The organism is Bacillus sp. DWP3-1 (genome assembly GCF_049896565.1).
Classification (GTDB): Bacteria; Bacillota; Bacilli; order Bacillales; family Bacillaceae; genus Bacillus.
Window position 1 is genome coordinate 207,192 of the sequence record NZ_JAFCUN010000003.1, and the last position, 24,259, is coordinate 231,450.

The following is a 24,259-nucleotide window of genomic DNA, read 5'->3' on the forward strand; positions in this document are numbered from 1 at the left end:
GAACATAAAGAATACAAGTCATTGCTTCACAAATATATCAATGAAGATACTGCCGGGTCTGGTCCGAAGTGAATATAACGGAGGTACGGAAATGGAACAGACAAAAAAATGGGGTTTTTGGTTATTGACGGCTTTTGTCGTCGGAAATATGGTAGGGTCAGGCATCTTTATGCTGCCAAGTACACTTGCCCAGCATGCCAGTCCTTTAGGTGTGACGATGGCATGGCTTGTCACAGGTGGCGGTGTGCTGATGATTGCACTTGTTTTTGGGCATTTGTCCATTCATAAGCCGCAGCTGACGGCTGGACCACAAAGTTATGCAAGAGCGCTTTTTAACGATCCGAAAAAAGGGAAAGCAGCCGGTTTTACAATGGTTTGGGGATATTGGGTGGCAAGCTGGATTAGTAATGTCGCAATTATTACGAGTCTTGCCGGTTATTTAACGACATTTTTCCCTATTCTCACCGTGAAGACGGAGATTTTCACCTTTGGAAAAGAAGCGATCACACTTGGTCAGCTGACAACCTTTATTGTATGTACCATTCTTCTCTGGGGAACACATACGATCTTAATTACAAGCTTAAGTGCTGCAAGTAAATTAAACTTTATTACGACCTTTTCAAAGGTACTTGGATTCGTCCTTTTTATTGTTGCGGGATTATTTGCATTCCAAACGGCATTATTTGAACATTATTACTTCCCAGTTTCAGCAGAAGGCGAAGGAGTGCTCGGACTTGGAGGCCAAATTCATCATGCGGCCATTTCCACACTATGGGCATTTATTGGCATCGAATCAGCTGTGATTTTATCAGGGAGAGCATCCTCGCAGCGCGATGTGAAACGTGCAACGATTACAGGTCTTTTAATCGCACTTTCCATCTACATGATTATTACATTGATTACAATGGGCGTCCTGCCGCATGATCAGTTGCAAGGCTCAGATAAACCATTCGTTGACGTGCTTCAGCTCATTATTGGACCGGCGGGCGGAATAGTCATGGCACTGCTTGCGATCATTTGTTTATTTGGCTCGATGCTTGGCTGGATCTTACTTGGTTCAGAAGTACCGTATCAAGCAGCAAAGGCTGGCGATTTCCCAGCAGTATTTGCAAAAACAAACAAAAAAGGCAGTCCTGTTTTTGCTTTGACGGTTACAAATATCATGTCACAACTGTTTATTTTCTCAGTGATGTCCCGTACGATTAATGAAGCTTTTACCTTTTTAACGACATCAGCGACACTTGCGTATCTCATTCCGTATATTGTGTCTTCGATCTATAGTTTTAAGGTCATCATGCAAGGTGACACGTATGATCTTCAAAAAGGGAAGCGAACAAGAGACGGAATCATTGCGCTTGTTGCGATGGGGTATTCCGCTTGGGTCATTATTTCAGGCACAGCTGATTTGAAAACATTTGGACTTGGCATCGGTCTGTTCTTAGTAGGTATTTTGCTTTATCCATTCATGTCAAAAGGATTCGCCAAAGGAACGGAATAAGGGAAACGTTTCTCCACATATGGAGAAACGTTTTTTTATGATGCGGATGTTAATCGGTCCACAATAAACTCAAGCTGTCCTTCTAGTGACACTGGGTCATTAAAGAAGTACCCGACAGGATCGATTTCAAATACGTGTTTATTTTGTACAGCAGGCAGTGATGTCCAAATGCTGCTTTCATACACTTGGTCTCCTTTACTTTTTGAACCACTCCATGGACTAGTGAAAATATAGTCGCCTGCGTATTCTGGCAGCTTTTCAAGGGAAATATTTGCATAGCCGACACCGCTGTCGATAGCGTCTTTTTTAACTGCCTTTGGCGCACGTAATTTCAGCTCGTCATAAATGATTTCGCCTCCGCGCGCAAAGGTGTTTCCAAAGATATAAATACCTTTATCAAAAGGCGACACGATTGAAACGGTTTTGCTGCCGACCGCTTTTGTTACTTTAGGCTTTACCTCAGCTATTTTTGTATCCCATATTGTGATCCATTCTACTGCTTTTTTCGGTGTACCTGTCATTTTACCGAATTCTTTTAGTTGATCTTTAAAGGAATATTGATTGTATTTAATTGCAACGGTTGGAGCAATTTTTTTGTATTGATCAAATTTCTCGTCTTCTCCCCAAGCGATAATCATATCTGGCTTCAAAGCGGCTACCTTTTCGACAGAAGGGGTTGTTCCAAGGTTTTTGACACCATCCGTTTTTCCCTTATAGAAAGGGTTTTTAAAGATGGGTGCAGTTGCAGCAATTGGCGTCTTGCCAAGTGTCACGAGGTCTCCGTAGTAGCTTTCTGCCAGAAGCACAATTCGTTTCGGATCTTTAGGGAGTTTGACCTCACCTTTGACATCCTGATAGGTGATTGTGTCATTCTGGTTGGCGCCAGATTTTTTATTTGAAGTGCTGCCGCAAGCAGCTGTAAAAAGCATAAGAATGGCAAAGGAAATCAAAAGAAATCCAGATCGTTTTTTCACAAAGATTCTCTCCTATTCACTTTCTTTTGATAATGATTCTCAATTTCAATTATATCGTAACATGATGGGATGAAAAATGCATCGGCTATTTTAGGGTCTAAAGAAAAATGGTGAATTTCTCCCGGTTTTTTGATGAAAATAAAGAAAATGTTCAGAACAATGATTTCAAAAAGGAAAGAAAATGATATACTAGACTCCGAGATTGATAATCATTATCATTGATAAGGAATAGATATGAACGGAAAGGAAGAGACTGGTTTTGGGCTCACAATCGAATAAACAGCTGCCAGCCAAGGACGATGCAATGGATATTGTCACGAAGCCCTTTGGAACAGCAGCTGTTGTCATCATAGGAATCGTCGCTTTAGCATTTGGTCTTTTTTTATCGGTATCATTAGGAGCGGCAAACATTCATCTACACACTGTATGGGAAGCCATTTTTCATTTTGATCCACAGAAAACTTCACATCAAATCATCCGGGAATTGAGGCTGCCGCGTACAGTTGGGGCTGCACTCGTCGGTGCCTTTTTAGCCGTATCAGGTGCCATTATGCAAGGGATGACAAGAAATGCGCTTGCGTCTCCTGAAATTATGGGCGTGACAAATGGCTCTGCATTTGCGATTGCTATAGCATTTGCGTTTTTCCCAGGCCAATCTTCTTTCACATTAATTCTTTGGTCATTTGCTGGAGCCGCACTCGGTGCATCTATTGTGTTTGGTGTCGGTACTCTGTCTAAGGGAGGACTGACCCCAGTGAAGCTCGCACTAGCGGGTACGGCGGTTGGGGCACTTTTAAGCTCCATCTCTTCAGCAATTGCCATCCGGTTTGACGTCGCTCAGGACATGAGCTTTTGGTATGCGGGCGGCGTGGCAGGTGTGAATTGGAGCAACATTCAGGTCATTATTCCAGTCGCCATTGCAGGACTTTTGATTGCGATGATCCTTGCTCGCTCGATCACTGTACTGAGCTTAGGTGATGAATTGGCTAAAGGGCTCGGGCAGTATACGAAAACGGTCAAGGTGCTAGGAATATTGGTCGTAATTCTTTTAACCGGTGCTGCTGTGTCGGTGGCAGGCTCAATTGGTTTTATCGGGCTTGTCATTCCCCATGTCACTAGATTCTTGGTCGGAGTGGACTATCGATGGATTATCCCTTGCTCAGCTATTTTAGGTGCCATTTTGTTAATTTATGCAGACATTGCTGCAAGGCTGGTCAATGCTCCATTTGAAACGCCAGTCGGTGCCATTACTGCGATTATAGGCGTTCCTTTCTTCTTATATTTAGCTAGACGTGAAAGGAGCGGAATTTAAATGGAAATGGTGCAGCAGGCAAAGAAAAAGAAATATAAACGAACGATGCTCATGATCTTTTTAGCCATCGTCGCGGTATTTCTGATTAGTTTAAATACCGGAGAAATTCGTATTTCTCCGATAGATACATTGAAAACATTTTTTGGATTCGGAAGTGAAATGGATGAGCTGGTGCTGTTCGAATTCAGACTTCCAAGAATGATCATCGCTTTACTTGTTGGTGCTTCCATCGCTGTATCAGGAGCTATCTGGCAAGGTGTTTCTCAAAACGGCTTGGCTGATCCCGGTATTCTTGGTGTGAATGCGGGCGCAGGATTTGCCGTTGTGCTCTTTATCTTTGCATTCCAAGGCACGATGTCGAACTTAGGTAATTTGACGATTTTTGTACTGCCGCTTTTCGCATTTGCAGGTGCAGGCTTTGCTGCATTTCTCATCTATGTGTTAGCGTGGAAAAAAGGCATCACACCTGTTCGATTGATTTTAACGGGAATTGGCGTTAATGCTGCGTTTTCAGCAGCAATTGTGGTCATTCAATTAAAAATGAGCCCAAATGATTTTAACCAAGCCATCGTGTGGTTATCAGGAAGCATTTGGGGCTCAAGCTGGATGTATGTCCTTTCTGTTCTGCCATGGATGCTCATTTTCCTTGTGTTAGCGCTTGTGAGAGCACGCTACTTAAATATCATGAATTTAGGTGACCAACTGTCCTATGGCTTAGGGATTTCAGTTCATAAAGAAAGAAGCTTTCTGATGCTGATTGCCGTTGCATTAGCAGGTGCAAGTGTCGCTGTTGCAGGTAGTATCTCGTTCCTAGGGTTAGCCGCACCGCACTTGGCGAGAAAGCTTGTTGGGCCAAAGCATCAAGGAATGATACCGGCCTCCGCATTGATTGGCGCACTGTTATTATTACTGGCAGATACACTTGGCCGCGTCATACTTGCACCATCAGAGGTACCAGTTGGTCTTGTTGTTTCTGCTTTAGGCGCACCTTACTTCATTTACTTATTGATGAAAACGAACTAATGAGGAAGGAGAAAAACATATGAAATCGCTCGAAACAGAAAAACTTTGTATCGGTTATCAGGACCGTTTGATTGTAGATGATTTAAATATCAGTATCCCAAAAGGCAAGGTGACAACACTGATCGGGCCGAATGGATGCGGGAAATCAACGATTTTAAAAACAATGTCCCGGATCATGAAGTCCCATCAAGGAGCTGTTTACTTAAATGGCCAGGCTATTCATCAAACGCCTACAAAAGAAATTTCAAAACAAATGGCGATCTTACCGCAAACGCCCGAAGCACCAAGCGGACTGACAGTGTATGAGCTTGTGTCATATGGACGTTTCCCGCATCAAAATGGATTTGGTCGCTTATCAAATGAAGATAAACGAATCATCAGATGGGCACTTGAGGAAACGGGCATGATCGCTTTTCATGACCGGCCAATTGAAGCACTTTCCGGTGGACAGCGTCAGCGTGTATGGATTGCGATGGCACTTGCCCAGGAAACAGAACTGCTTCTATTAGATGAGCCAACGACGTATTTGGATCTTGCACATCAGCTCGAGATTCTTCAGCTGTTAGAACGGTTAAACAGAGAGCAGGGACGAACTGTGTTGATGGTCATTCATGATTTGAATCATGCGGCACGTTTTTCTCATTACATGATTGCCCTCAATCAAGGAAAAGTCATCAAAGATGGGACGCCTCATGAGGTCATGACCAAAGAGGTGCTTGGTCAGGTATTCCACATTGATGCAGAAATTGTACTTGATCCTAGAACAAATAAGCCGATCTGTTTAACATATGACTTAATGAATCATGAAAGAAAGCTAGAAGCTGTGAATGGATAATAGAAGTAAAAGGAACTCGGTGGAATAGCCGAGTTTTTTTGCGTCTCTGAAACTTCCTAGTACTGCCATTTTCTCCAGTTGATATTTTTTCGCTTTTATGCAGAAAAGAGGTACTTTTTTACTTTAGACAATGGTAATATACGGTTAGAGATCATAGCTAGAAAGGAAAGAGATGCGTGGAAACAGCAAAAATATTGATTGCAGATGACGAAGAAGCAATTGTAAAAATGGTTGAACGCGTATTAAAAAAAGAAGGATTTCAACATATTTATAAAGCCTACCATGCAGATGAAGCATTAGATGTTGTCAAAAACGAGGACATCCACCTCTTACTTCTAGATGTGATGATGCCCGGTAAGTCTGGCTTTGATGTTCTTCCTGAAATGAGAAAATATACGAAAGCACCCATTTTCTATTTAACTGCAAGAACGTCTGATGTAGATAAACTGACCGGCTTTGCGCAGGGGGCAGATGATTACATTACAAAGCCATTTAATCCGCTAGAGCTTGTGGCTAGAATTAAGGCTCACTTAAACCGAACATATATCTCCTTACAGGAAGAGCAAGAAGAGGCTCAAAACCAATATGAATATGCCCATTTCTCATATCATCCTCATTCAGCCGAACTGAAAGTGAGAGGAGAGATGACGGCATGCTCAGCTCAGCTTCTATCCTTGCTGAAGTACTTTTGTGATCATCCGAATGTGGTTCTTTCAAAAGATCAAATCTATGAGAAAGTATGGGGCGTCCCGTCGTATGGTGATAACAACACCGTCATGGTTCATATTCGAAAGCTGAGAGAAAAGATCGAGTTAGATCCGAGTCAGCCTGAATATATTGTGACCATCCGTGGTATGGGATATAAATTTATTCCGCACCCTGTGAAGGTTCTTAATTAATTCATGAATTTACGAACAAAACTTTTCTTTCACTTTGTCGGACAGATGTTTATCGTCATTGCGATTCTGCTGATCGGGAATACGTTTACTGAGAATCTATATTATAAAAAATACTATGAGAATATGACCGAAACTGGTTTAACAAAGGCTGATGGGGACACACTCATGAGCTGGCTCTATTTTAACGAGGATGGCAAAATGGAAGCCGAAGATCAACTCAAGCAAGCAGTGAAAAAACGTGACGGCTGGCTGCAAGTGATTGATTCAAAAAAACATAACGTATATAGCTATCACCTTCCTAAAAATATTCCGACATCCTATCAAAAGGATGAAATGATCAAGATCTTTGAAAAAAGACAATTTAAAGATTACAAGATGTACTTCTGGCCAATTGAGATTGATCAAGAAAGCTTTATCGTGTTATATGGGTTCAAAACGAACAGCACAAAGGTAGCCAATTATCTTAAGCAGCATGAGAAAAATCTGGCTGCACTTTCTCAATATTCGCTTGAAACGATAGAGTTCTTGAAAAGAATGAATGGATCGGTACACCTGTTTAATGAAGAAGGAAAATACTTAAAAGGCATTCGAGCCAAAAACGATTTGAAACATAACGTAACAGATGTTGAATTGCTTAAGTACCAATCGAAGCCTTGGGAGTTTAGAAGTGACCTATCTTATATCAGAGTGAATAAAAGTCTATATTTGATCGTTTCGGTACCAAACAAAGTATATAGCCCAGACGAATTGTATGATAAAGAGACAGATGCTTTAAATCAATATAGAACCATCTTGATTGCAGGTCTTGCACTCACTATTATTATCGTCATGACATTATGGTACTCGTATCGCTATGGTCTGCCGATCTATCACATTATCCGCTGGCTGATTTTCTTATCTAGAAATAAATTGCAGGAACCAACAAATAGAAAAGGAATTCCAATCAGTAAAAATAAAAAAGGTCGTATTAAGCGGGAATACCGATTATTTGAGGATATCCTAAAAACAATGGATCAGCTCACGCTTACATTAAAAGAGAATGAAGCAAACCGAAGAAAAATTCAAACTACAAGGGAAGAATGGATTGCAGGATTGTCTCATGATTTGAAAACACCTCTTAGTACGATTTACGGCTATGGGCTCATGCTTGAATCTGATCAATATCAATGGTCCAAGGAAGAAGTCATGGAAATGGGACAGGTGATTCGTGAGAAATCAGAATACATGTCGACCTTGATTGAGGATTTAAACCTCACGTACCGATTGAAAAATGGGGCCTTGCCTATTAATCGAAAGCCGGTCGAGCTGGGTGAATTTTTAGCCTCTATTATGGACGAGTTTTCAAGAAGCTCCTTTTCTGAGGATTTTTCATCCTCTTTTGAAGATCAAACAAACGGTGTCATGTTTGAGATCGACAAAGCCTGGTTCAGACGAGTGATTGAGAACCTGCTGGCGAATGCAGTCAAGCATAACCAAAAAGGCACTCATATTACAGCTGTTTTATCTGAAACAAATGAAGAAGTTCGGATCGAAATGAAAGACAACGGATGCGGAATGGCACAAGAAACGGTAGATCACTTATTTAACCGCTACTACAGAGGGACAAATACAAATGACCCAACGAATGGAACAGGACTTGGGCTGGCAATAGCAAAAGAGCTTGTTTTGCTGCATGACGGTGATATTCAAGTGGAAAGCGAACTAGGTGCTGGAACAACTATTGCGATTATCCTAAAAAAATCACCTTCTGTAAAATAGGCAAAAAACGATTTTCCTTTCTTAAGGAGATCGTTTTTTCCTGTTTTAGGATTGAAATCAACTTTGTAAACGATTACAATTAAATTGTTAACGTGAACAAATTATTTTTCATACGATAAGAGGGATGGGGGAGTTTGATGAGAGCCTTTTTAGATGAGCAGTTTTTACTAAACAGTCCAACGGCGGAAAAGCTATACCATGAGTTTGCAAAGGACCTTCCAATTATAGATTACCATTGTCATTTAAGTCCTAAAGACATCTATGAAAATAAAACCTTCCAAAATATCACCGAAGCATGGCTTTATGGAGATCATTACAAATGGCGTGCCATGAGAACAAATGGCATCCCTGAAACGCACATTACGGGGGATGCATCAGATCATGAGAAATTTTTGGCGTGGGCGAAGACCGTACCCATGACCATTGGAAATCCACTCTATCACTGGACTCATCTAGAGCTAAGACGATATTTTGAAGCCGAAGACCTATTAAACGAAAAAAACGCAGATATTATTTGGCAGAAAGTCAATGAAAAGCTGCAAGGAGAGGGATTTGGTGCGAGGGACTTCATTGTGAAATCAAACGTTGAAACCGTTGTGACAACAGATGATCCGGTCGATTCGCTTCACTATCATCAAAAACTGCGGGAAGAGGAATTCTCTGTACAAGTGCTCCCAGGGTTTCGACCTGATAAAGCACTCGATATAGCGAATGATCTGTTTGCAAAATATGTTCACGAGCTGGCAGAGGTTTCAGCTACTCCAATACAATCCTACCAAGACTTCTTAAAAGCACTCCGTGCAAGAATTGATTTCTTCCATGAACACGGCTGTTTGATCTCAGATCATGCTATAAATGAAATGACATATGAAGAAACGACAGAAGAAGAAGTGGAGACCATCTTTCATAAAAGAATGTCTGGTCATCCATTGACGGAAGAAGAGAAGATCAAGTTTAAAACAGAGACATTCATTATGCTAGGTCAGGCATACTGTGAGCGTGGCTGGGCGATGCAGCTTCATATCAATGCGCTTAGAAACAACAATACAAAAATGTTTGAGCGGCTCGGACCAGATACGGGGTATGATGCGATGAATGATGAGGACATTGCAAAGCCGCTTTGCCGAATATTAGATCGTTTAGAACAAGAAGATGCTTTGCCAAACACCATTCTCTATTCCTTGAATCCTAGGGACAATGTGGTGATATCAACATTGGCTGGAAGCTTTCAAGACGGGAAGACACCGGGGAAGATGCAGCACGGCACAGCCTGGTGGTTTAATGATACGAAGCAAGGAATGACAGAGCAGATGATGGCTCTTTCCAGTATTGGACTGATCAGCCGTTTCATCGGGATGCTGACTGATTCACGAAGCTTTTTGTCGTATACAAGGCATGAATATTTCCGAAGACTGCTTTGTGATATCATCGGAGATTGGGTAGAAAAAGGAGAAGTCCCCTATGACCTTGAGCTGTTAGGGGGGATCGTGAAAGGAATCAGCTATGAAAATGCCAAGCAATATTTTCAATTTGACCGGGCAAAGCAGCTCCAGCATCAAAGTAAAATCACATGAGGAAAAAGGTAAGAAAATGAAAGCGGTTTTATGATAAGATGGAAAAAAATCATAAAAGGCGGAATAGCATGACAGTCACAATTAAAGACATAGCAAAATTGGCAAACGTCTCTCATACTACGGTATCAAGGGCTTTGAATAATAGTCCTTTTATTAAAGAGAAGACAAAACAAAAGATTTTGTCGATTGCAAAACAGCTGAATTATTCACCGAATGTCCATGCCAGAGGCCTTGTATCACAAAAATCGTTTACAATCGGTCTGTTTTTTACGAGTTTAACAGAAGGCACATCTTCAAGCTTCTTTGTAGATGCGTTAAAGGGCGTCAATAGCGTGATGACTGAGCATTATAATCTGTTTGTAAGGGGAATTGACGACTTTCACGATTACACAACCATTCATAAACAGCGCTACGATGGCATTTTGCTTATGAGTCAAAGCGAGCACGATGAAGCGTTTATCCATCATGTCAAGAAACAGGGCATTCCAATCATTGTGCTGAATCGCCGTGTAGAAAGTAATGAAGTGATGAATATATTAGCAGATGATAGTCAAGGAGCATATCAGGCAGCGCACTATTTCATTCAGCAAGGCCATCATCAAATCGCCATCATTGAAGGAAAAGAAGGCTTTAAATCGACTCAGGAGAGAAAAGCCGGCTTTCTCCAAGCGTTAATTGATCACCATATTCCTATGAAGAAAGAATATATGATCACAGGTGACTACCACATGAAAAGCGGCTATGAATCAATGGAATCCCTGCTGACCCTTGATCATCCGCCAACAGCGCTTTTTTGCTCTAACGATGACATGGCCATTGGTGCGATGAATGCTTTATATGCAAAAGGCAAGACGTGTCCAGGTGATATCTCTATTATCGGTTTTGATGATATAGCATTCTCATCCTACACCACGCCTGCACTGACAACGGTAAAAAAGCCTATCGAAAAAATGTGTGCACTTGGAGCAGAAGCCATCCTATCAGTCATAAACGGTGAAGAGCAGGAAGAAGATCATATGGAAAAAATCTATGTCCACACAGAGCTGATGATCAGAGATTCAGTCAAAAAGGTGCAGTAATCAGCACCTTTTAAAGATAAATGTTCACGTGTGCATATCACGAAGAGAGGGGAATCCATTTGAAACGTTTATCAAAAGCCATGTACCCTGTGCCTGAATATCCGGAAACGATTTTACAGATTGGTGAAGGGAATTTTATGCGAGGATTTATTAATTGGCACATCCAGAAGCTGAACGACTGCACAGATTTTAAAGGAAGAGCTGTTGTTGTTCCTCCGCGAAAAGGATCCGTTGCGGCTTTAAATGAACAAGATGGCTTATATACTTTATGTATACAGGGCTATCATGACCAGCAAGAAATGAATGAGCGCATGATCATTCAATCGATCAGCAGAGGAATCAGTACGTATACGGATTACGATGGTTTTTTATACGTAGCTGAAAACCCCGATCTCCGCTTTGTCTTCTCAAACACGACAGAGGCAGGACTTATGTTCAGAAAGGAGGATCGCTTGGAGGATCGACCGCAAGCCAGTTTTCCAGGAAAGCTGACGGCGTTCTTATATCACCGGTTTAAAGCATTTACTGGAGATGAACAAAAAGGGCTGATCATCCTTCCATGTGAACTGGTCGAACATAACGGTGACCGCTTGAAGGAATATGTGATAGACATGGCAGCTGAGTGGGACCTGCCGCCTGCGTTTATCACATGGATCAAGGAAGCCAACACGTTTTGTAATACGCTTGTGGATCGGATTGTTCCTGGGTTTTCTAAGGAAGCAGCTGAAATTGTCCAAAAGGAAGATGGGTATATCGACGAGTTGCTTGTCACGGCAGAATATTATCACCTCTTTGTTATTGAAGCACCTGCCTTCGTACAAAAAGAGCTTCCCTTTCAAAAAGCAGGATTAAATGTCCTTTTTGTAGAAGATATTGCGCCTTATCGCATGAGCAAGGTACGAATTTTAAATGGTGCACATACAGCAATGGTGCCAATCGCTTACTCATGTGGTATAGACACTGTAAAAGAAGCTGTGGATGACAAGCATGTTGGTCCGTTCATCCGGCGTATGCTGGAGGAGGAAGTACTGCCAGGGCTTGAGCTCTCTCAAGATGAGCTTCTTCTTTATACACAATCGGTTTGGGATCGTTTTTGCAATCCATTTGTGAAGCATCAATTGCTCGATATTGCGCTCAATGGTATATCCAAGTTCCGAACCCGAGTTCTTCCGTCATTGCTTGATTATGTTGAGCAAAAGAAACAGCTGCCAATGAAACTCGTGTTTTCACTCAGCAGTCTCATTTATTTTTACAGAGCATATGCAGAAAGGATAAAGGATGATGAGACTGTAATGGCATTTATGAAGGAAGCCTGGGAAGGGGAGAACCAATCCAATGAAGCGATCGCAGCCAGGATTCTATCATGTGAGCCATTATGGGGGAAAAATTTAACGGATGTAGATGATTTGAGTCACGCTGTAGCTGATCAGCTTACCTTCATACAGGAGCAAGGGATGAGAGCGGCTGTTCAACGAATGCTGCATCATCAATATGAAAGTCAGGGGGAGAAGGCATGAAAGATTTTATTGTGATTCACCCTTCAGATAATGTCGGTATTGCATTAAAAGTACTTGAACAAGGTGAGGAGCTGCATCATCAAGATCACTCTGTTGTCTTAAAAGAGAACGTTCCCAAAGGTCATAAGTTTGCTTTGGCTGATATCAAGCAAAGAGAGAATATCATGAAATATGGCTACCCCATTGGGCATGCAACGACTACCATTTCTGCTGGAGAATGGGTGCATACGCATAATATCAAAACCAATCTATCAGGAAAGCTCGATTACGAATACGAGCCTTCATTCACAGACAACCCCTATGAAAAAACGAATCTTACATTTAAAGGATATAAACGGAAAAATGGGGAAAGCGGGATTCGCAATGAGCTTTGGATTGTCCCAACCGTTGGATGCGTGAATGGCATTGCCGATCAAATCATCCAAATATTCACCGCTGAAATGGGCGGAAACATCCATCCGTTTGAAACAGCTCTCGTATTAAAGCACAATTATGGATGCTCCCAGCTTGGGGACGATCATGAAAATACAAAAACCATTTTACAAAATGCCGTGAAGCATCCTAACGCTGGAGGGGTGCTCGTCCTTGGACTTGGTTGTGAAAATAATGATATTGAAGATTTTCAGTCCACATTAGGTGAATATGACCGTGAGAGAGTGAAATTTTTAAGAAGCCAAGAAGTAGGAGATGAGATTGAGACGGGAGTCGCTTTACTCAAGGAAATTTATGATGCGGCGAAAGAAGATCACCGTGAAGAGATCCCGTTATCTGAGCTGAAAATCGGCTTGAAGTGCGGAGGATCAGATGGATTCTCCGGCATTACCGCAAATCCGCTTTTAGGAAGGCTGTCCGATTTTATTGTTGCTCAAGGCGGCACGACAGTGTTAACAGAAGTGCCCGAAATGTTTGGAGCTGAAACGATTTTAATGGAGAGAGCGGAATCAGAAGCGACTTTCGACAATATTGTGCAAATGATCAATGACTTTAAACAATACTTCATGGATCATCGACAGCCAGTATATGAAAATCCTTCCCCGGGAAATAAAGCTGGTGGAATTTCGACATTAGAGGATAAATCTCTCGGCTGTACACAAAAAGCAGGGACTTCTGACATTCAAGATGTATTGAAATATGGGGAATTGCTGAAGCGAAAGGGCCTGAATTTATTAAGTGCGCCAGGTAATGATTTGGTTGCTTCATCCGCACTTGCTGCTTCCGGCTGTCAGTTGGTCCTTTTTACAACAGGAAGAGGGACACCATTTGGTACGTTTGTCCCTACAATGAAAGTCTCGACGAATACAGCCTTATATGAAACAAAAAAGCACTGGATTGACTTTAATGCGGGAGAACTGCTTGAAGATGTACCAGAAGATGTTGTATTAGAAAAATTCATTTCAACTGTCATTGATGTGGCGAGCGGAAAGCTATTAAATCATGAAAAAAACAATTTTAGAGAGCTGGCTATTTTCAAAACAGGTGTCACACTTTAAGGCGACTGGGGGATGAGAACGTGTTTAAAATGCGGGATTTGATGTATATCACAGCAGGAACGGTACTCACAGGAATCGGACTCATGCGTTTAGCAAGGCAAGAGAAGAAAGACAAAAAAGCAAACGGAATCGATCAAGTGTTAAAGCAGATAAAAGCGCCGCTGTTCCCTGATCGTGAATTTAATGTGGTTCATTATGGTGCAGATGGGAAAGGGATAGAGCTTTCAACAGATGCTATCCAGTCTGCGATTGATGATGCGCACCGTTTGAAAGGGGGACGTGTGCTTATTCCAGAAGGGACGTTTGTGACAGGTGCTCTAGAATTGAAGAGTCATGTAGAGCTGCATTTGCATGAGAAAGCCTATGTGGCATTCAGCCAAGATCCAAAGGATTATCTGCCGATTGTACTGACAAGATATGAAGGGATTGAGCTTTATAATTATTCACCTCTCATTTATGCACACCATGCAGAAAATATCGCCATCACAGGAGCTGGAACGCTTGATGGCAGAGGGGATGAACATCATTGGTGGCCTTGGAAGTATGGCACGAATGGCCAGCCGTCTCAGGACCGGGATCGGCAGCTTCTATTTGAAATGGCTGAAAAGAGGATACCAGTAGAAGAAAGAGTGTTTGGAGAAGGCCATTATTTAAGGTCAAGCTTTATCCAGCCCTACCAATGCCAGCAAGTTCTCATTGAAGGAGTGACAGTGAAGGATTCACCGATGTGGCAAATTCATCCTGTGCTAAGTGAAAATGTCATCGTCCGTGGAGTCCATATCATCGGGCATGGACCAAATACAGATGGTGTTAATCCGGAGTCTTGCCGGAATGTGCTCATTGAAGATTGTTATTTTGATAATGGAGACGATTGTATTGCCATCAAATCTGGCAGAAACGAGGACGGGCGGAGAATAGGGGTTTCATCTGAAAACATTGTCATTCGTAGAAATGAGATGCGTGATGGACACGGCGGAGTGACGATCGGGAGTGAAATCTCTGGCGGGGTCAGGTATGTATATGCAGAGAATAATGTAATGGATAGTCCGAACCTTGACCGGGCACTGCGTATTAAAACCAACTCTGTCAGAGGCGGTACCATTGAACATATTTACTTTAAAAACAACACAGTCAAAAGCTTAAAGCATGAAGTGGTCTGTATCGACATGATGTATGAGGAAGGGGATGCGGGTCCACATCGTCCTGTTGTGCGTCATATTGAAGTAGAAGGACTGAAAAGCAGCGGCGGACGATATGGTGTGAAAATAGCCGCCTACTCACATTCCCCCGTTACACACTTCAACATGAAAAATTGTGTCATAGATCATGTGACGTATCCACTTTCTTTGGAGCATGCAGTATCTCCTTCTTTTCAGAAAGTCGTCATCAATGGGGAACAAATCAATTGATAGATGAGTGAAAAACAGTCTTTTCGGAGGCTGTTTTTCTTTTAGTAAGAACGAAAAAGACGCTTTTAGAAATCACATATACAACCTATCTGCACTGTAGTATAATATTCCCGAAATTAGAAAAGAATTGACGGAAGAGATGACGTCAAGCAGTACATAAACCAGGGGGTTCATTCATGAAAAAGTTAACGGCCATTTGGCTATCGCTATTGCTTGTGATGGGTGTTTTAGCAGGATGTGCAGGTGCTGAGACAGACCATAAAGCAAAGAGTTCACAAAATAACGAAACAGCGGCTGCGGCATTTCCTGTCTCGATTAAAGATGCAGCTGGTAAAACAGTCGAAATCAAAGAGCAGCCTAAGCGTATTGTTTCATTAATTCCAAGTAATACAGAGGTTGCCTATGCGCTTGGTCTTGGCGATAAAATGGTTGGACGATCAGATTTTGACAATTATCCAAAGGAAGTTGAAAAGGTAGAGAAGATTGGCGGACTTGAATTCAATGTCGAGAAGGTCATTTCCTTAAAGCCTGATCTAGTATTAGCTCATGCATCGCAGATGGGATCAAAAGATGGATTTAAACAGCTTGAAGATGCAGGAATTCAAGTACTGACTGTAAATGATGCCACCTCCTTTAAGGATGTGTACAAATCGATCAATTTGATCGGTGAAGCAACAGGTGTAAAAGAAGCATCAACAAAGCTTGTAGATGAGATGAAAACAAAATTGAATGACATCAAGAAACAAGCAGAGGCGATCTCCAAAGACGAACAAAAAACAGTCTTTGTCGAAGTATCAGGTGCGCCTGAAATCTATACAACAGGTACAAATACATTTATGGACGAAATGCTTTCTGTTATCCATGCGAAAAATGCTGCTGGCGATCAAACTGGCTGGGTGCAAATGACAGAAGAAGCGATTATCAAACGAAATCCTGATGTGATCGTCACAATTGATGGTTCCAGCTTAGCTGATCTGAAAAAGAGAGACGGCTGGAATGCGATCAAAGCAGTGAAGGAAAAACAAGTCTTTCAATTGAATACGGATCTCGCATCAAGACCGGGACCGCGATTGGTTGAAGGAGTCGAGGCTCTTGCGAAAAGCATCTATCCTGACACGTTCAAATAAATTCATCATCGCATACACACTAAGTGTTTTACTTCTTGTGGTGAGCATTGGAATGGGAATCTCCTTTGGAAGCTTAGGGATTCCCATTCCTTCTATTCTCCGTATATTTGTTCATGAACTATTCGGGGTGCAGATTGGCACAATAGATTCAATTGATCGCAATATTATGATGAATATCCGGCTGCCGAGAGTGATATTAGCGGCACTAGTCGGAGCAGCGCTGGCGTTATCAGGTGCAGCCTTTCAAGGTTTATTAAAAAATCCTCTCGCTGACCCATATACGCTAGGTGTATCTCAAGGGGCATCAGTTGGAGCCGTCGCGACACTATTTTTCAGCTTGCAGCTCCCTTTGCTCGGCAGTTTCACACTGCCTTTTTTCAGTATGACAACAGCGCTTGTGACCCTATGTCTCGTCCTCTTTTTTGCGCGTCTTGTTCATCGGGGGATGAGCATCTCTTCTTTAATTTTAACAGGGGTGATTTTTAGCTCTTTTTTGGGTGCGCTTATATCATTGATGATTGCTTTAACAGGTGATGATCTAAAAGAGATTATTCATTGGCTTCTCGGCAGTGTGTCCATGAGGGGCTGGCGCTATATTGCGCTTTTCCTTCCTTTCTTTCTTGTGGGGACCTTTGCATTAATGCTGATGGGACGAGATTTGAATGTCATGACGTATGGCGAGGAGAAGGCACAGCTATTAGGTGTACATGTGAAAAGGAGCAAATATATAGTGCTGCTTGCTGGCTCAATTCTGACTGGTAGTGCGGTAGCGGTGTCAGGGACGATCGGATTTGTGGGACTTGTGATTCCGCATTTTATTCGCCTCTTAGCCATCACAGACCACCGGCACCTCCTGCCTTTGTCTATGCTGAACGGCGCTTCCTTTCTCGTTTTAGCAGATGTGTTATCCCGTACGATCATTGAACCGACTGAATTACCGATTGGCATCATTACTGCGTTAATTGGTGCCCCTGTATTCGGTATCATCCTCATCCGTAAATATAGAGGAGGGACACATCTATGATTCAAGTGAAGGAAATCAGAGGTGGATATGGAGAGAAAGAGGTCATACGTGGCATCAGCCTTGAGGTAAAGCAAGGAGAATTTCTCGGTATACTTGGTCCAAATGGAAGCGGGAAGTCGACCTTGCTTAAAATGATTTCTGGGATGCTGGCACCTGAGAGTGGCGAGGTACGCCTGAGCGGTCAATTGGTTCAATCCTACCGTCCAAAGGCGTTTGCGCAAAAAATGGCTGTTCTACCGCAGAAAACGGACCAAGCCTTCTCATTTACAGTGGAAGAAACGGTTCAATTCGGTCGTTACCCATATCAAAAAGGATGGCTGCAATCTGTTACTCGAGAAGATATGCAGGTCGTAAACAAAGTAATGGAACAAACGGATGTTGCACAATTTAAGGATCAATCCATTCATGAGTTGAGCGGGGGAGAACAGCAGCGTGTGTACTTGGCACAGGCATTAGCCCAGCAGCCTGAATATTTATTGCTGGATGAACCAACCAGTTTTCTTGATTTGGCCTATCAAAAAGACTTGCTTGATTTAATTAAAGAAGAGACCACTACCTCTAGGCTAACGGTGATCGGCGTGTTTCATGATGTGAACATCGCCAGTTTATATTGTGACCGGCTGCTGCTGCTTGATGAAGGAAAGACGGAAATGATAGGACTGCCGCATCACGTCTTGACGCCTGAGCGAATCAACCGTGTGTATGAAACAGAGGTAACACCGCTCCAACACCCGCGAAGAGCAAACCCTCAGCTGATCATTGAGCCTGCGGGGGCTTCTATAGCATCAAATGCAAAGTTAGCGGATGGCTGGAAAACGTATGGCTCAGAAGGAATGACGTTTTCCCTCAAACAGCCGCTCCGCGTCCTTTCCTCACATCAGAAAAGGGGCGGCTTCTTTTGGAAAAGATCTCTCGGAACAGGAACGGAGATACTTCGTGACGAGCTGGATGATCGTGAAGGAATATTGTTTTACGACCAAACGAGTGGACCAAACCAATTTGCTGCTGAAGACACAGAAAACGACATGGTGCTTTACGGCATGCGTCATCAAGAAGAGCTGACCATTTGGCTTGTACTGAAAGAATCTTTATCAGACGGATCGTCTGTTCAGCTCATGGGGCAGCTTGTCCACATGATTAAACAGGAGACGAGCATGTCCATTCATCATCTTTGTATCGCTGCTGCGGGTATGCAAGAAACAGAAGATGATGAGCATTTACATGAAAGATTAAAACAGAAAGTGCACCGTCTTCTTTATACATTGAATGCCATTCAAAAGTGAACCAAAGGGTTCGCTTTTTTGTTTATGATGCGATGAAAATCACAGTGCTTTAGTTAAACAAATACATCCTTTGCACTTCAGGTTATACTAAAAGGACAAAGCAATAGACAAGGAGGGACACCGATGAAACTTTATACAAAAACAGGGGATCAAGGCCAAACAGGCTTGATCGGCGGGAGAGCCGATAAAGATGATGTAAGAGTCGAGGCGTACGGCACGTTAGATGAGGCGAATAGCTTCATTGGACTCGCACATGCACATTTACGTCAGCATGGAGAATTGTTTCAAGACATTTTGTCAGAGCTGATTGTGATACAGCACGAGCTCTTTGACTGCGGCGGTGATTTGGCAGCAGTCAAACCACGTAAAGAAGGCAAATTAACTGAAGCATCAGTGGCAGTCCTTGAACAAAGAATGGATATCTATGTAGAAGAAGCCACGCCTCTCACAAAGTTTATTTTACCGGGCGGCCAGGAAGGAGCAGCTCTCTTACATGTGGCGCGGACAGTCGTCAGAAGAGCAGAGAGGCATATTGTGACGCTTGCGAAGCAGGAGGAGATTCCAGCGGTTACACTCACCTATGTGAACCGTCTATCCGACTATTTATTTGCAGCCGCACGAGTCGTGAATCATCGGCTCGGTGAAGCTGATGTTGAATATGAACGAAGCGCAGACGTGTTTCGGTCTACACGCTGAAAAGAAGACAAAGGGCTAAAATAAAGATCATTTTAGCCCTTTGTCAACAATCTGAAGCACTCTTCGAATGAGAAGAGTGCTTTTTTATTAGGTTCTATCGCTTAGTCTGAGCGAAGTTACGACTCTGGTCGCAATGAAAGATCAATCTGCGACACGTTTTGCCAGCTCTCTTTTTTGACTAAAGTAAAAGCAAGGAGCAAGAAAGGAGGCATGAAGATGAAAATAACAAGTAAAACCATCATCGGTTCGATTTTAATGTTTGTCGGTCTATCCATCTTCTTCGGTGGTTCACTAGGAGGGCTGATCCCGATTCTGATTGGGGCGTGGCTCATCTATGTAGGTGTAAAGAAATATGAGAAAGGCAGTCAAACCTTCGGTGTCATTCTAGCGGTCATTGGTGTACTGATTGTTGTGCAATCTCTGCCATTTATCCTTGGAATCGCATTGGCTGGGGGGCTTCTCTACTTCGGCTGGACGATGATCAATGGTGAACAGGCAAAAGAATCATCAAGCAGATCATATATGGAGCCAAACACGGCACCGAAAATGGAAGAACCTATTCATACGTCATTTGATCAAGAATGGGAAGACTTTTTAAAGAAAAAATAAGAGGAGGAATATCAAATGGTATTCAGAAGAGTAAGAGATATGTTTGTTGCAACGGTCAATGAAGGCTTAGATAAATTGGAGAATCCGCGTGTCATGCTGAATCAGTACGTTCGTGATATGGAGGACGATATTGCCAAAGCGAAACATGCGATCATCAAACAGCAAACGATTCAACAAGGCTTCCTGCACAAAGCAGAAGAGACAGAAGCATTTGCTGATAAAAGAAAGAAGCAGGCTGAGCTGGCATATCATGCGGGAGAAGAGGAACTTGCACGAAAAGCGCTCACAGAAATGAAGTATTTTGAAGAAAAGCACCAGGAATATCAGGAAGCTTATCAGCACTCTGTGAAACAATTGAAAGAGCTGAAAGAGCAATTGCAGCAGTTAGAAACGAAGCTGCGTGATATTAAAGACAAGAAGCAGGCTCTGATTGCAAGAGCAAATGCTGCACAGGCAAAACAGCATATGAACGAATCCATGAACAAAGTAGACAGTGAAAGTGCATATAAGGAATTTCTTCGAATGGAGAACCGTATCGAAGAAATGGAGACAAAAGCGGGCAGCTATGCACAATTTGCCGATCAAGGAGCATATGCTCATCTAGACTATGCGGATGAGGTTGAAAAAGAATGGCAGAAGCTCAAGCTGGAGAAGAAGCCTGAGCAGCAAGCAAACTAAGGAATCGATGTCAGATCGGAAGAAAAGCAGGATTTTTCTTCCGATATTTGATTTCTTTCTGTTTCGCTTTTACTTATAATGAAAAGGTCAGAAGATAAAAGGATGGTACGAATGAAGCGGTTAATCGGTCTAATTTGTATACTTGTAGGTGTCTTTTTAATGATTGGGATGCTTTTCAAAAATGAAGATCTCTTTCATTTGAGTTTCTCCCGTGAAAAAGCAGTCACAACAGCTTCAGCGAAAAAAGATGAAATTGATCAATTAGATATCTCTCTTTCTGGGTTTCGCGTGAAGGTAAAGCCTGAAAATCGTTCCGATATTTCCGTGATTGTCGTTAATGGGAAAGGGAAAATGTATGCGGACCAAACAGGCAGTACATTCAACGTCCGTGCTGAAAATAAAGGATTCTTGTTTTTCTCCTCATTTGAAAAAGGAGAACTCTTAGTCAAAATTCCAACAGATTATCATAAAAATGTGAAGATTACGGGTGGAAGCGGGGTCAGCGAGATGGATGGCGAAGGGAAGCTGTCTCTTCAAGATGTGACGCTCAAATCAACAAGCGGAAACCTCAAAGCCGAGAATTTCTCAGCAAAAAATGTAGAAATCAAAGCGACATCGGGCAGACTCTCCGTGTCTCACATCGATGCGAAAAATAGTGATATTGGGGCAACCTCGGGACGTGCCGATATTAAAGATGTCAAAGGGGAGCTGCAACTAGGCATGACAAGCGGTAGATTAACGGCAAGTTTTGATACCATTGCGTCACCTGTCTCCTTTCATATGACATCAGGCAGTGCCAAATTTAATTTACCGGATGAAGGAGATTTCAATGTCCGGGTGAAAAAAACAAGTGGAAGTGTCGATCACTCCTATCACTTTGATCAAGCGGATAGTGAAGGACGAGGCTTTACAGGCACGCGGGGAAAAGGAACACACTTAGTCGATATTGAAATGACAAGTGGAAACTTAAAGCTGCGGTAATGAATGGAAGAAAGGAAGGAGGCGAGTCAACTGCGTTTTTCAAGGAATCAAATTTTAGGCATCATTGTCGTGATTTTTGGTATTAATCTATTTCTCAAAATTATTGGGATCGGAGCCGATTTGTTTTGGCCTGTGTTTTTTGCGCTGGCTGGCTATTGGCTGCACTCAAGATCCAAACGTTGGCTCGGTTCAGTTTCCTATATTTTTGCCGGCTTTCTCTTTTTAAAATTTCTGCTCAATATTACATTTAGTCTCACAGGATATTTATTTGCGGCCTTTTTGATATATGCCGGCTATCGTTTATTGAAAAACAAACCCGTTTTTGATGTCGATAAAAAGGAAGCATCGGACGATGGAAAGCCTTCGCTGAAAGTCAATCTTGAAAAAGAGGGCGACCAAAAGAAAACAAAGAGCCAGACAAAGCCGCGCAAAGAGCATGACTTTTTTATCGGTGAAGTCAGGCTGATGAAAAAGCCGTTTCAATTAAGTGATTTGACGATTTCAGGGTTTATCGGGGATGTCAAAATCGACTTATCAAAGGCCATCATCGCAGAAGAAGAGAGCACGATCGTGATTAGCGGGCTCATCGGAGATGTGGATATTTACGTACCGCAGGATATTGAAGTATGTGTGAGTGCTTCAGCTGCAATTGGTGATATGAAAATTATTGATGAAAAAAGAAGCGGATTCGGCAGTAAAGTGTATGTGATGACCAACAATTACGATGAGAGCAAACGAAAAGTGAAAATCTCCATCTCTTTACTGATTGGAGATGTGGATGTGAGATACTTATGAGGAAACTCCATCTAGGTATCCAGTGGCAATCTATTCGTCTTGGAGTAGGGATCTCGCTTGGTGTTGTCATCATGACGATGCTGCCCATGTTTTTTTATTATCAGCTTGATCCGATGATTCTCCTCTCTACCCGCTGGTTCGGCATTCCGTTTTTTTGTATTTTACTGATCATTAGTCTTGTCATTGGGGTTTCTGCCTCGCATGTATTTGGCTATCAGCATAAGAAGCGTCTCGATCAGCTTGTAGAGTCGATTTTAAAGTTTGAAAATGGGAACTTTGCATACAGACTGCCGTCTCTTGGCGACGATGAAATTGGCTTAGCGGCAGATCAATTAAATGAAATGGCGAAACGAGTTGAAGGGCAAGTAGCTTCTTTGCAAAAGCTCTCGAATGAACGGGCTGAATGGCAGGTGCAAATGAAGAAATCCGTCGTTTCAGAAGAACGTCAGCGTCTAGCACGAGAACTGCATGATGCGGTCAGCCAGCAGTTGTTTGCGATTTCGATGATGACCTCTGCGATTCTTGAAGGCATGAAGGAAAAGGATGAAAAGATTTTAAAGCAAATGCGCCTAGTCGAACGAATGGCTGGCGATGCACAAAATGAAATGCGTGCGCTTTTGCTTCATCTAAGACCGATCACCCTTGAAGGAAAAGACTTGAAAAAAGGCTTGATTGAACTCCTAAATGAATTTCAAGCAAAGCAGCCGATTGATATTGATTGGGAAATAGAAGATGATGTTCCGCTGTCTAAAGGAGTAGAGGATCACCTCTTCCGAATTGTACAGGAAGCCCTATCAAATGTGTTCAGGCATGCAAAGGCGACAAAGGTGACGGTACGTCTGCTCATTCGAAATCGGCAGGTGCAGCTGAAGATTATCGACAATGGGATCGGTTTTCAAACAGATCATGTGAAGACAGCTTCCTACGGACTTGAATCGATTCGTGAAAGAACAAGTGAAGTAGGCGGTGTCGCAGAGATTATGTCATTTGAGGGAAAAGGAACACAAATCGATGTGAAGGTCCCCATTTTTGATGAAGGAAAAGGAGAGAACGTTCGATGATTCGAGTACTTTTAATCGACGATCACGAAATGGTGAGAATGGGGCTTGCTGCCTTTTTAGAGGCGCAGGCTGATATTGAAGTCATTGGTGAAGCGTCAGATGGACAAAAAGGTGTAGAGCTTGCGGTTGAATTAAAGCCAGATGTGATTTTAATGGATCTTGTCATGGAAGGAATGGATGGCATCGAAGCAACGAAAAGAATTTGTCAGGAAATTGAAGATGCTCGAATTATTGTTCTGACGAGCTTTATTGACGATGATAAAGTCTATCCAGTGATTGAAGCAGGTGCTTTAAGCTATTTATTAAAAACATCCAAGGCAGGAGAAATTGCGGATGCCATTCGGTCTGCAAGTATCGGCGAACCAAGACTTGAATCAAAAGTGGCTGGAAAGGTCATGAATAAACTCCGTCATTCCTCAAATGGATCGATCCTTCATGATGCATTAACAGCAAGAGAAATGGAAATCTTGAAGCTGATTGCGGATGGAAAATCGAATAAGGTCATTGCCGAGGAACTATTTATTACAATTAAAACAGTGAAGACACACATTACCAACATTCTTTCCAAACTCGATGTAGAAGACCGGACGCAAGCGGCTGTGTATGCGCATCGTCATAAGCTGATTCAATAAAATAA

General features: G+C 42.4%; 22 protein-coding genes. 21 read left to right on the top strand and 1 reads right to left on the bottom strand.

The genetic code is table 11. The features are described from left to right. Positions 1-91 precede the first annotated feature (91 nt). A complete protein-coding gene (locus ACP7A0_RS08705) occupies positions 92-1,498 on the top strand; it encodes an amino acid permease (RefSeq protein ID WP_034659967.1) in 1,407 nt (468 codons plus the stop codon). Positions 1,499-1,533: 35 nt separating this feature from the next. On the opposite strand, the gene ACP7A0_RS08710 is transcribed toward ACP7A0_RS08705, so the two are convergent. Beyond that, positions 1,534-2,472 carry an iron-hydroxamate ABC transporter substrate-binding protein gene (locus ACP7A0_RS08710; protein WP_187704155.1) on the bottom strand — a complete coding sequence of 313 codons (939 nt, stop codon included), beginning with the start codon at positions 2,470-2,472 and terminating at the stop codon, positions 1,534-1,536. 259 nt (positions 2,473-2,731) lie between these two features. On the opposite strand from ACP7A0_RS08710, the gene ACP7A0_RS08715 reads away from it, so the two are divergent. From ACP7A0_RS08715 to ACP7A0_RS08810, 20 genes are all read left to right on the top strand, one after another. Continuing rightward, a complete protein-coding gene (locus ACP7A0_RS08715; RefSeq protein ID WP_034659963.1) occupies positions 2,732-3,784 on the top strand; it encodes a FecCD family ABC transporter permease in 1,053 nt (350 codons plus the stop codon). Then, entirely contained in the window at positions 3,785-4,807 is a 1,023-nt protein-coding gene (locus ACP7A0_RS08720) for a FecCD family ABC transporter permease (protein WP_375566327.1), read from the top strand. Positions 4,808-4,826: 19 nt separating this feature from the next. Continuing rightward, positions 4,827-5,642 carry an ABC transporter ATP-binding protein gene (locus ACP7A0_RS08725; protein WP_060597288.1) on the top strand — a complete coding sequence of 272 codons (816 nt, stop codon included), beginning with the start codon at positions 4,827-4,829 and terminating at the stop codon, positions 5,640-5,642. 176 nt (positions 5,643-5,818) lie between these two features. Further along, positions 5,819-6,541 (top strand): response regulator transcription factor, encoded by a 723-nt coding sequence (locus tag ACP7A0_RS08730; protein WP_375566325.1) that lies wholly within the window; start codon positions 5,819-5,821, stop codon positions 6,539-6,541. 3 nt (positions 6,542-6,544) lie between these two features. Continuing rightward, a complete protein-coding gene (locus ACP7A0_RS08735; protein WP_066030418.1) occupies positions 6,545-8,299 on the top strand; it encodes a HAMP domain-containing sensor histidine kinase in 1,755 nt (584 codons plus the stop codon). A gap of 137 nt (positions 8,300-8,436) precedes the next feature. Continuing rightward, entirely contained in the window at positions 8,437-9,873 is a 1,437-nt protein-coding gene (uxaC, locus tag ACP7A0_RS08740) for a glucuronate isomerase (protein WP_375566323.1), read from the top strand. Positions 9,874-9,941: 68 nt separating this feature from the next. Beyond that, entirely contained in the window at positions 9,942-10,952 is a 1,011-nt protein-coding gene (locus ACP7A0_RS08745; protein WP_034659952.1) for a LacI family DNA-binding transcriptional regulator, read from the top strand. 59 nt (positions 10,953-11,011) lie between these two features. After that, positions 11,012-12,469 carry a tagaturonate reductase gene (locus ACP7A0_RS08750; RefSeq protein WP_375566320.1) on the top strand — a complete coding sequence of 486 codons (1,458 nt, stop codon included), beginning with the start codon at positions 11,012-11,014 and terminating at the stop codon, positions 12,467-12,469. Beyond that, on the top strand, positions 12,466-13,959 hold the full coding sequence (locus ACP7A0_RS08755; protein WP_106039086.1) for a UxaA family hydrolase: 1,494 nt from the start codon (positions 12,466-12,468) through the stop codon (positions 13,957-13,959). The genes ACP7A0_RS08750 and ACP7A0_RS08755 overlap by 4 nt, the downstream gene beginning before the upstream one ends. A gap of 20 nt (positions 13,960-13,979) precedes the next feature. After that, positions 13,980-15,368, top strand: a complete 1,389-nt coding sequence (locus ACP7A0_RS08760) for a glycoside hydrolase family 28 protein (RefSeq protein WP_106030485.1) — start codon at positions 13,980-13,982, stop codon at positions 15,366-15,368. Between the two features lie 176 nt (positions 15,369-15,544). Next, the gene (locus tag ACP7A0_RS08765) at positions 15,545-16,495 is read left to right on the top strand and encodes an ABC transporter substrate-binding protein (RefSeq protein WP_060597282.1); all 951 of its coding nucleotides are present in this window, start codon (positions 15,545-15,547) and stop codon (positions 16,493-16,495) included. Beyond that, positions 16,461-17,519 carry a FecCD family ABC transporter permease gene (locus ACP7A0_RS08770; RefSeq protein ID WP_106030484.1) on the top strand — a complete coding sequence of 353 codons (1,059 nt, stop codon included), beginning with the start codon at positions 16,461-16,463 and terminating at the stop codon, positions 17,517-17,519. The genes ACP7A0_RS08765 and ACP7A0_RS08770 overlap by 35 nt, the downstream gene beginning before the upstream one ends. Then, positions 17,516-18,802 carry a heme ABC transporter ATP-binding protein gene (locus ACP7A0_RS08775; RefSeq protein WP_106030483.1) on the top strand — a complete coding sequence of 429 codons (1,287 nt, stop codon included), beginning with the start codon at positions 17,516-17,518 and terminating at the stop codon, positions 18,800-18,802. Before ACP7A0_RS08770 ends, ACP7A0_RS08775 begins: the two co-directional genes overlap by 4 nt. A 123-nt stretch (positions 18,803-18,925) precedes the next feature. Then, positions 18,926-19,498, top strand: coding sequence for a cob(I)yrinic acid a,c-diamide adenosyltransferase (locus tag ACP7A0_RS08780; protein WP_375566317.1), 573 nt, complete (start codon positions 18,926-18,928; stop codon positions 19,496-19,498). A gap of 216 nt (positions 19,499-19,714) precedes the next feature. Next, positions 19,715-20,107 carry a membrane protein gene (locus ACP7A0_RS08785; RefSeq protein WP_034659942.1) on the top strand — a complete coding sequence of 131 codons (393 nt, stop codon included), beginning with the start codon at positions 19,715-19,717 and terminating at the stop codon, positions 20,105-20,107. A 15-nt stretch (positions 20,108-20,122) separates the two neighbouring features. Then, positions 20,123-20,785 (top strand): stress responsive protein LiaH, encoded by a 663-nt coding sequence (gene liaH, locus ACP7A0_RS08790; protein ID WP_060597278.1) that lies wholly within the window; start codon positions 20,123-20,125, stop codon positions 20,783-20,785. 111 nt (positions 20,786-20,896) lie between these two features. Next, positions 20,897-21,766 carry a LiaG family protein gene (gene liaG, locus ACP7A0_RS08795; protein WP_060597277.1) on the top strand — a complete coding sequence of 290 codons (870 nt, stop codon included), beginning with the start codon at positions 20,897-20,899 and terminating at the stop codon, positions 21,764-21,766. Between the two features lie 3 nt (positions 21,767-21,769). Next, complete coding sequence (gene liaF, locus ACP7A0_RS08800) at positions 21,770-22,561, top strand: cell wall-active antibiotics response protein LiaF (RefSeq protein WP_181185435.1); 792 nt, start codon at positions 21,770-21,772, stop codon at positions 22,559-22,561. Further along, a complete protein-coding gene (liaS, locus tag ACP7A0_RS08805) occupies positions 22,558-23,622 on the top strand; it encodes a two-component system sensor histidine kinase LiaS (protein WP_034659938.1) in 1,065 nt (354 codons plus the stop codon). Before liaF ends, liaS begins: the two co-directional genes overlap by 4 nt. Beyond that, positions 23,619-24,254: a response regulator gene (locus tag ACP7A0_RS08810; RefSeq protein WP_034659937.1), complete on the top strand. Its 636-nt coding sequence runs from the start codon at positions 23,619-23,621 to the stop codon at positions 24,252-24,254. The genes liaS and ACP7A0_RS08810 overlap by 4 nt, the downstream gene beginning before the upstream one ends. Positions 24,255-24,259 lie beyond the last annotated feature (5 nt).

Coding starts and splice junctions, on each gene's coding strand:
- ACP7A0_RS08705 (WP_034659967.1), top strand. CDS start 92: ATGGAACAGACAAAAAAATGGGGTTTTTGGTTATTGACGGCTTTTGTC.
- ACP7A0_RS08720 (WP_375566327.1), top strand. CDS start 3,785: ATGGAAATGGTGCAGCAGGCAAAGAAAAAGAAATATAAACGAACGATG.
- ACP7A0_RS08725 (WP_060597288.1), top strand. CDS start 4,827: ATGAAATCGCTCGAAACAGAAAAACTTTGTATCGGTTATCAGGACCGT.
- ACP7A0_RS08735 (WP_066030418.1), top strand. CDS start 6,545: ATGAATTTACGAACAAAACTTTTCTTTCACTTTGTCGGACAGATGTTT.
- uxaC (WP_375566323.1), top strand. CDS start 8,437: ATGAGAGCCTTTTTAGATGAGCAGTTTTTACTAAACAGTCCAACGGCG.
- ACP7A0_RS08745 (WP_034659952.1), top strand. CDS start 9,942: ATGACAGTCACAATTAAAGACATAGCAAAATTGGCAAACGTCTCTCAT.
- ACP7A0_RS08755 (WP_106039086.1), top strand. CDS start 12,466: ATGAAAGATTTTATTGTGATTCACCCTTCAGATAATGTCGGTATTGCA.
- ACP7A0_RS08765 (WP_060597282.1), top strand. CDS start 15,545: ATGAAAAAGTTAACGGCCATTTGGCTATCGCTATTGCTTGTGATGGGT.
- ACP7A0_RS08775 (WP_106030483.1), top strand. CDS start 17,516: ATGATTCAAGTGAAGGAAATCAGAGGTGGATATGGAGAGAAAGAGGTC.
- ACP7A0_RS08780 (WP_375566317.1), top strand. CDS start 18,926: ATGAAACTTTATACAAAAACAGGGGATCAAGGCCAAACAGGCTTGATC.
- ACP7A0_RS08785 (WP_034659942.1), top strand. CDS start 19,715: ATGAAAATAACAAGTAAAACCATCATCGGTTCGATTTTAATGTTTGTC.
- liaH (WP_060597278.1), top strand. CDS start 20,123: ATGGTATTCAGAAGAGTAAGAGATATGTTTGTTGCAACGGTCAATGAA.
- liaG (WP_060597277.1), top strand. CDS start 20,897: ATGAAGCGGTTAATCGGTCTAATTTGTATACTTGTAGGTGTCTTTTTA.
- liaF (WP_181185435.1), top strand. CDS start 21,770: ATGGAAGAAAGGAAGGAGGCGAGTCAACTGCGTTTTTCAAGGAATCAA.
- liaS (WP_034659938.1), top strand. CDS start 22,558: ATGAGGAAACTCCATCTAGGTATCCAGTGGCAATCTATTCGTCTTGGA.
- ACP7A0_RS08810 (WP_034659937.1), top strand. CDS start 23,619: ATGATTCGAGTACTTTTAATCGACGATCACGAAATGGTGAGAATGGGG.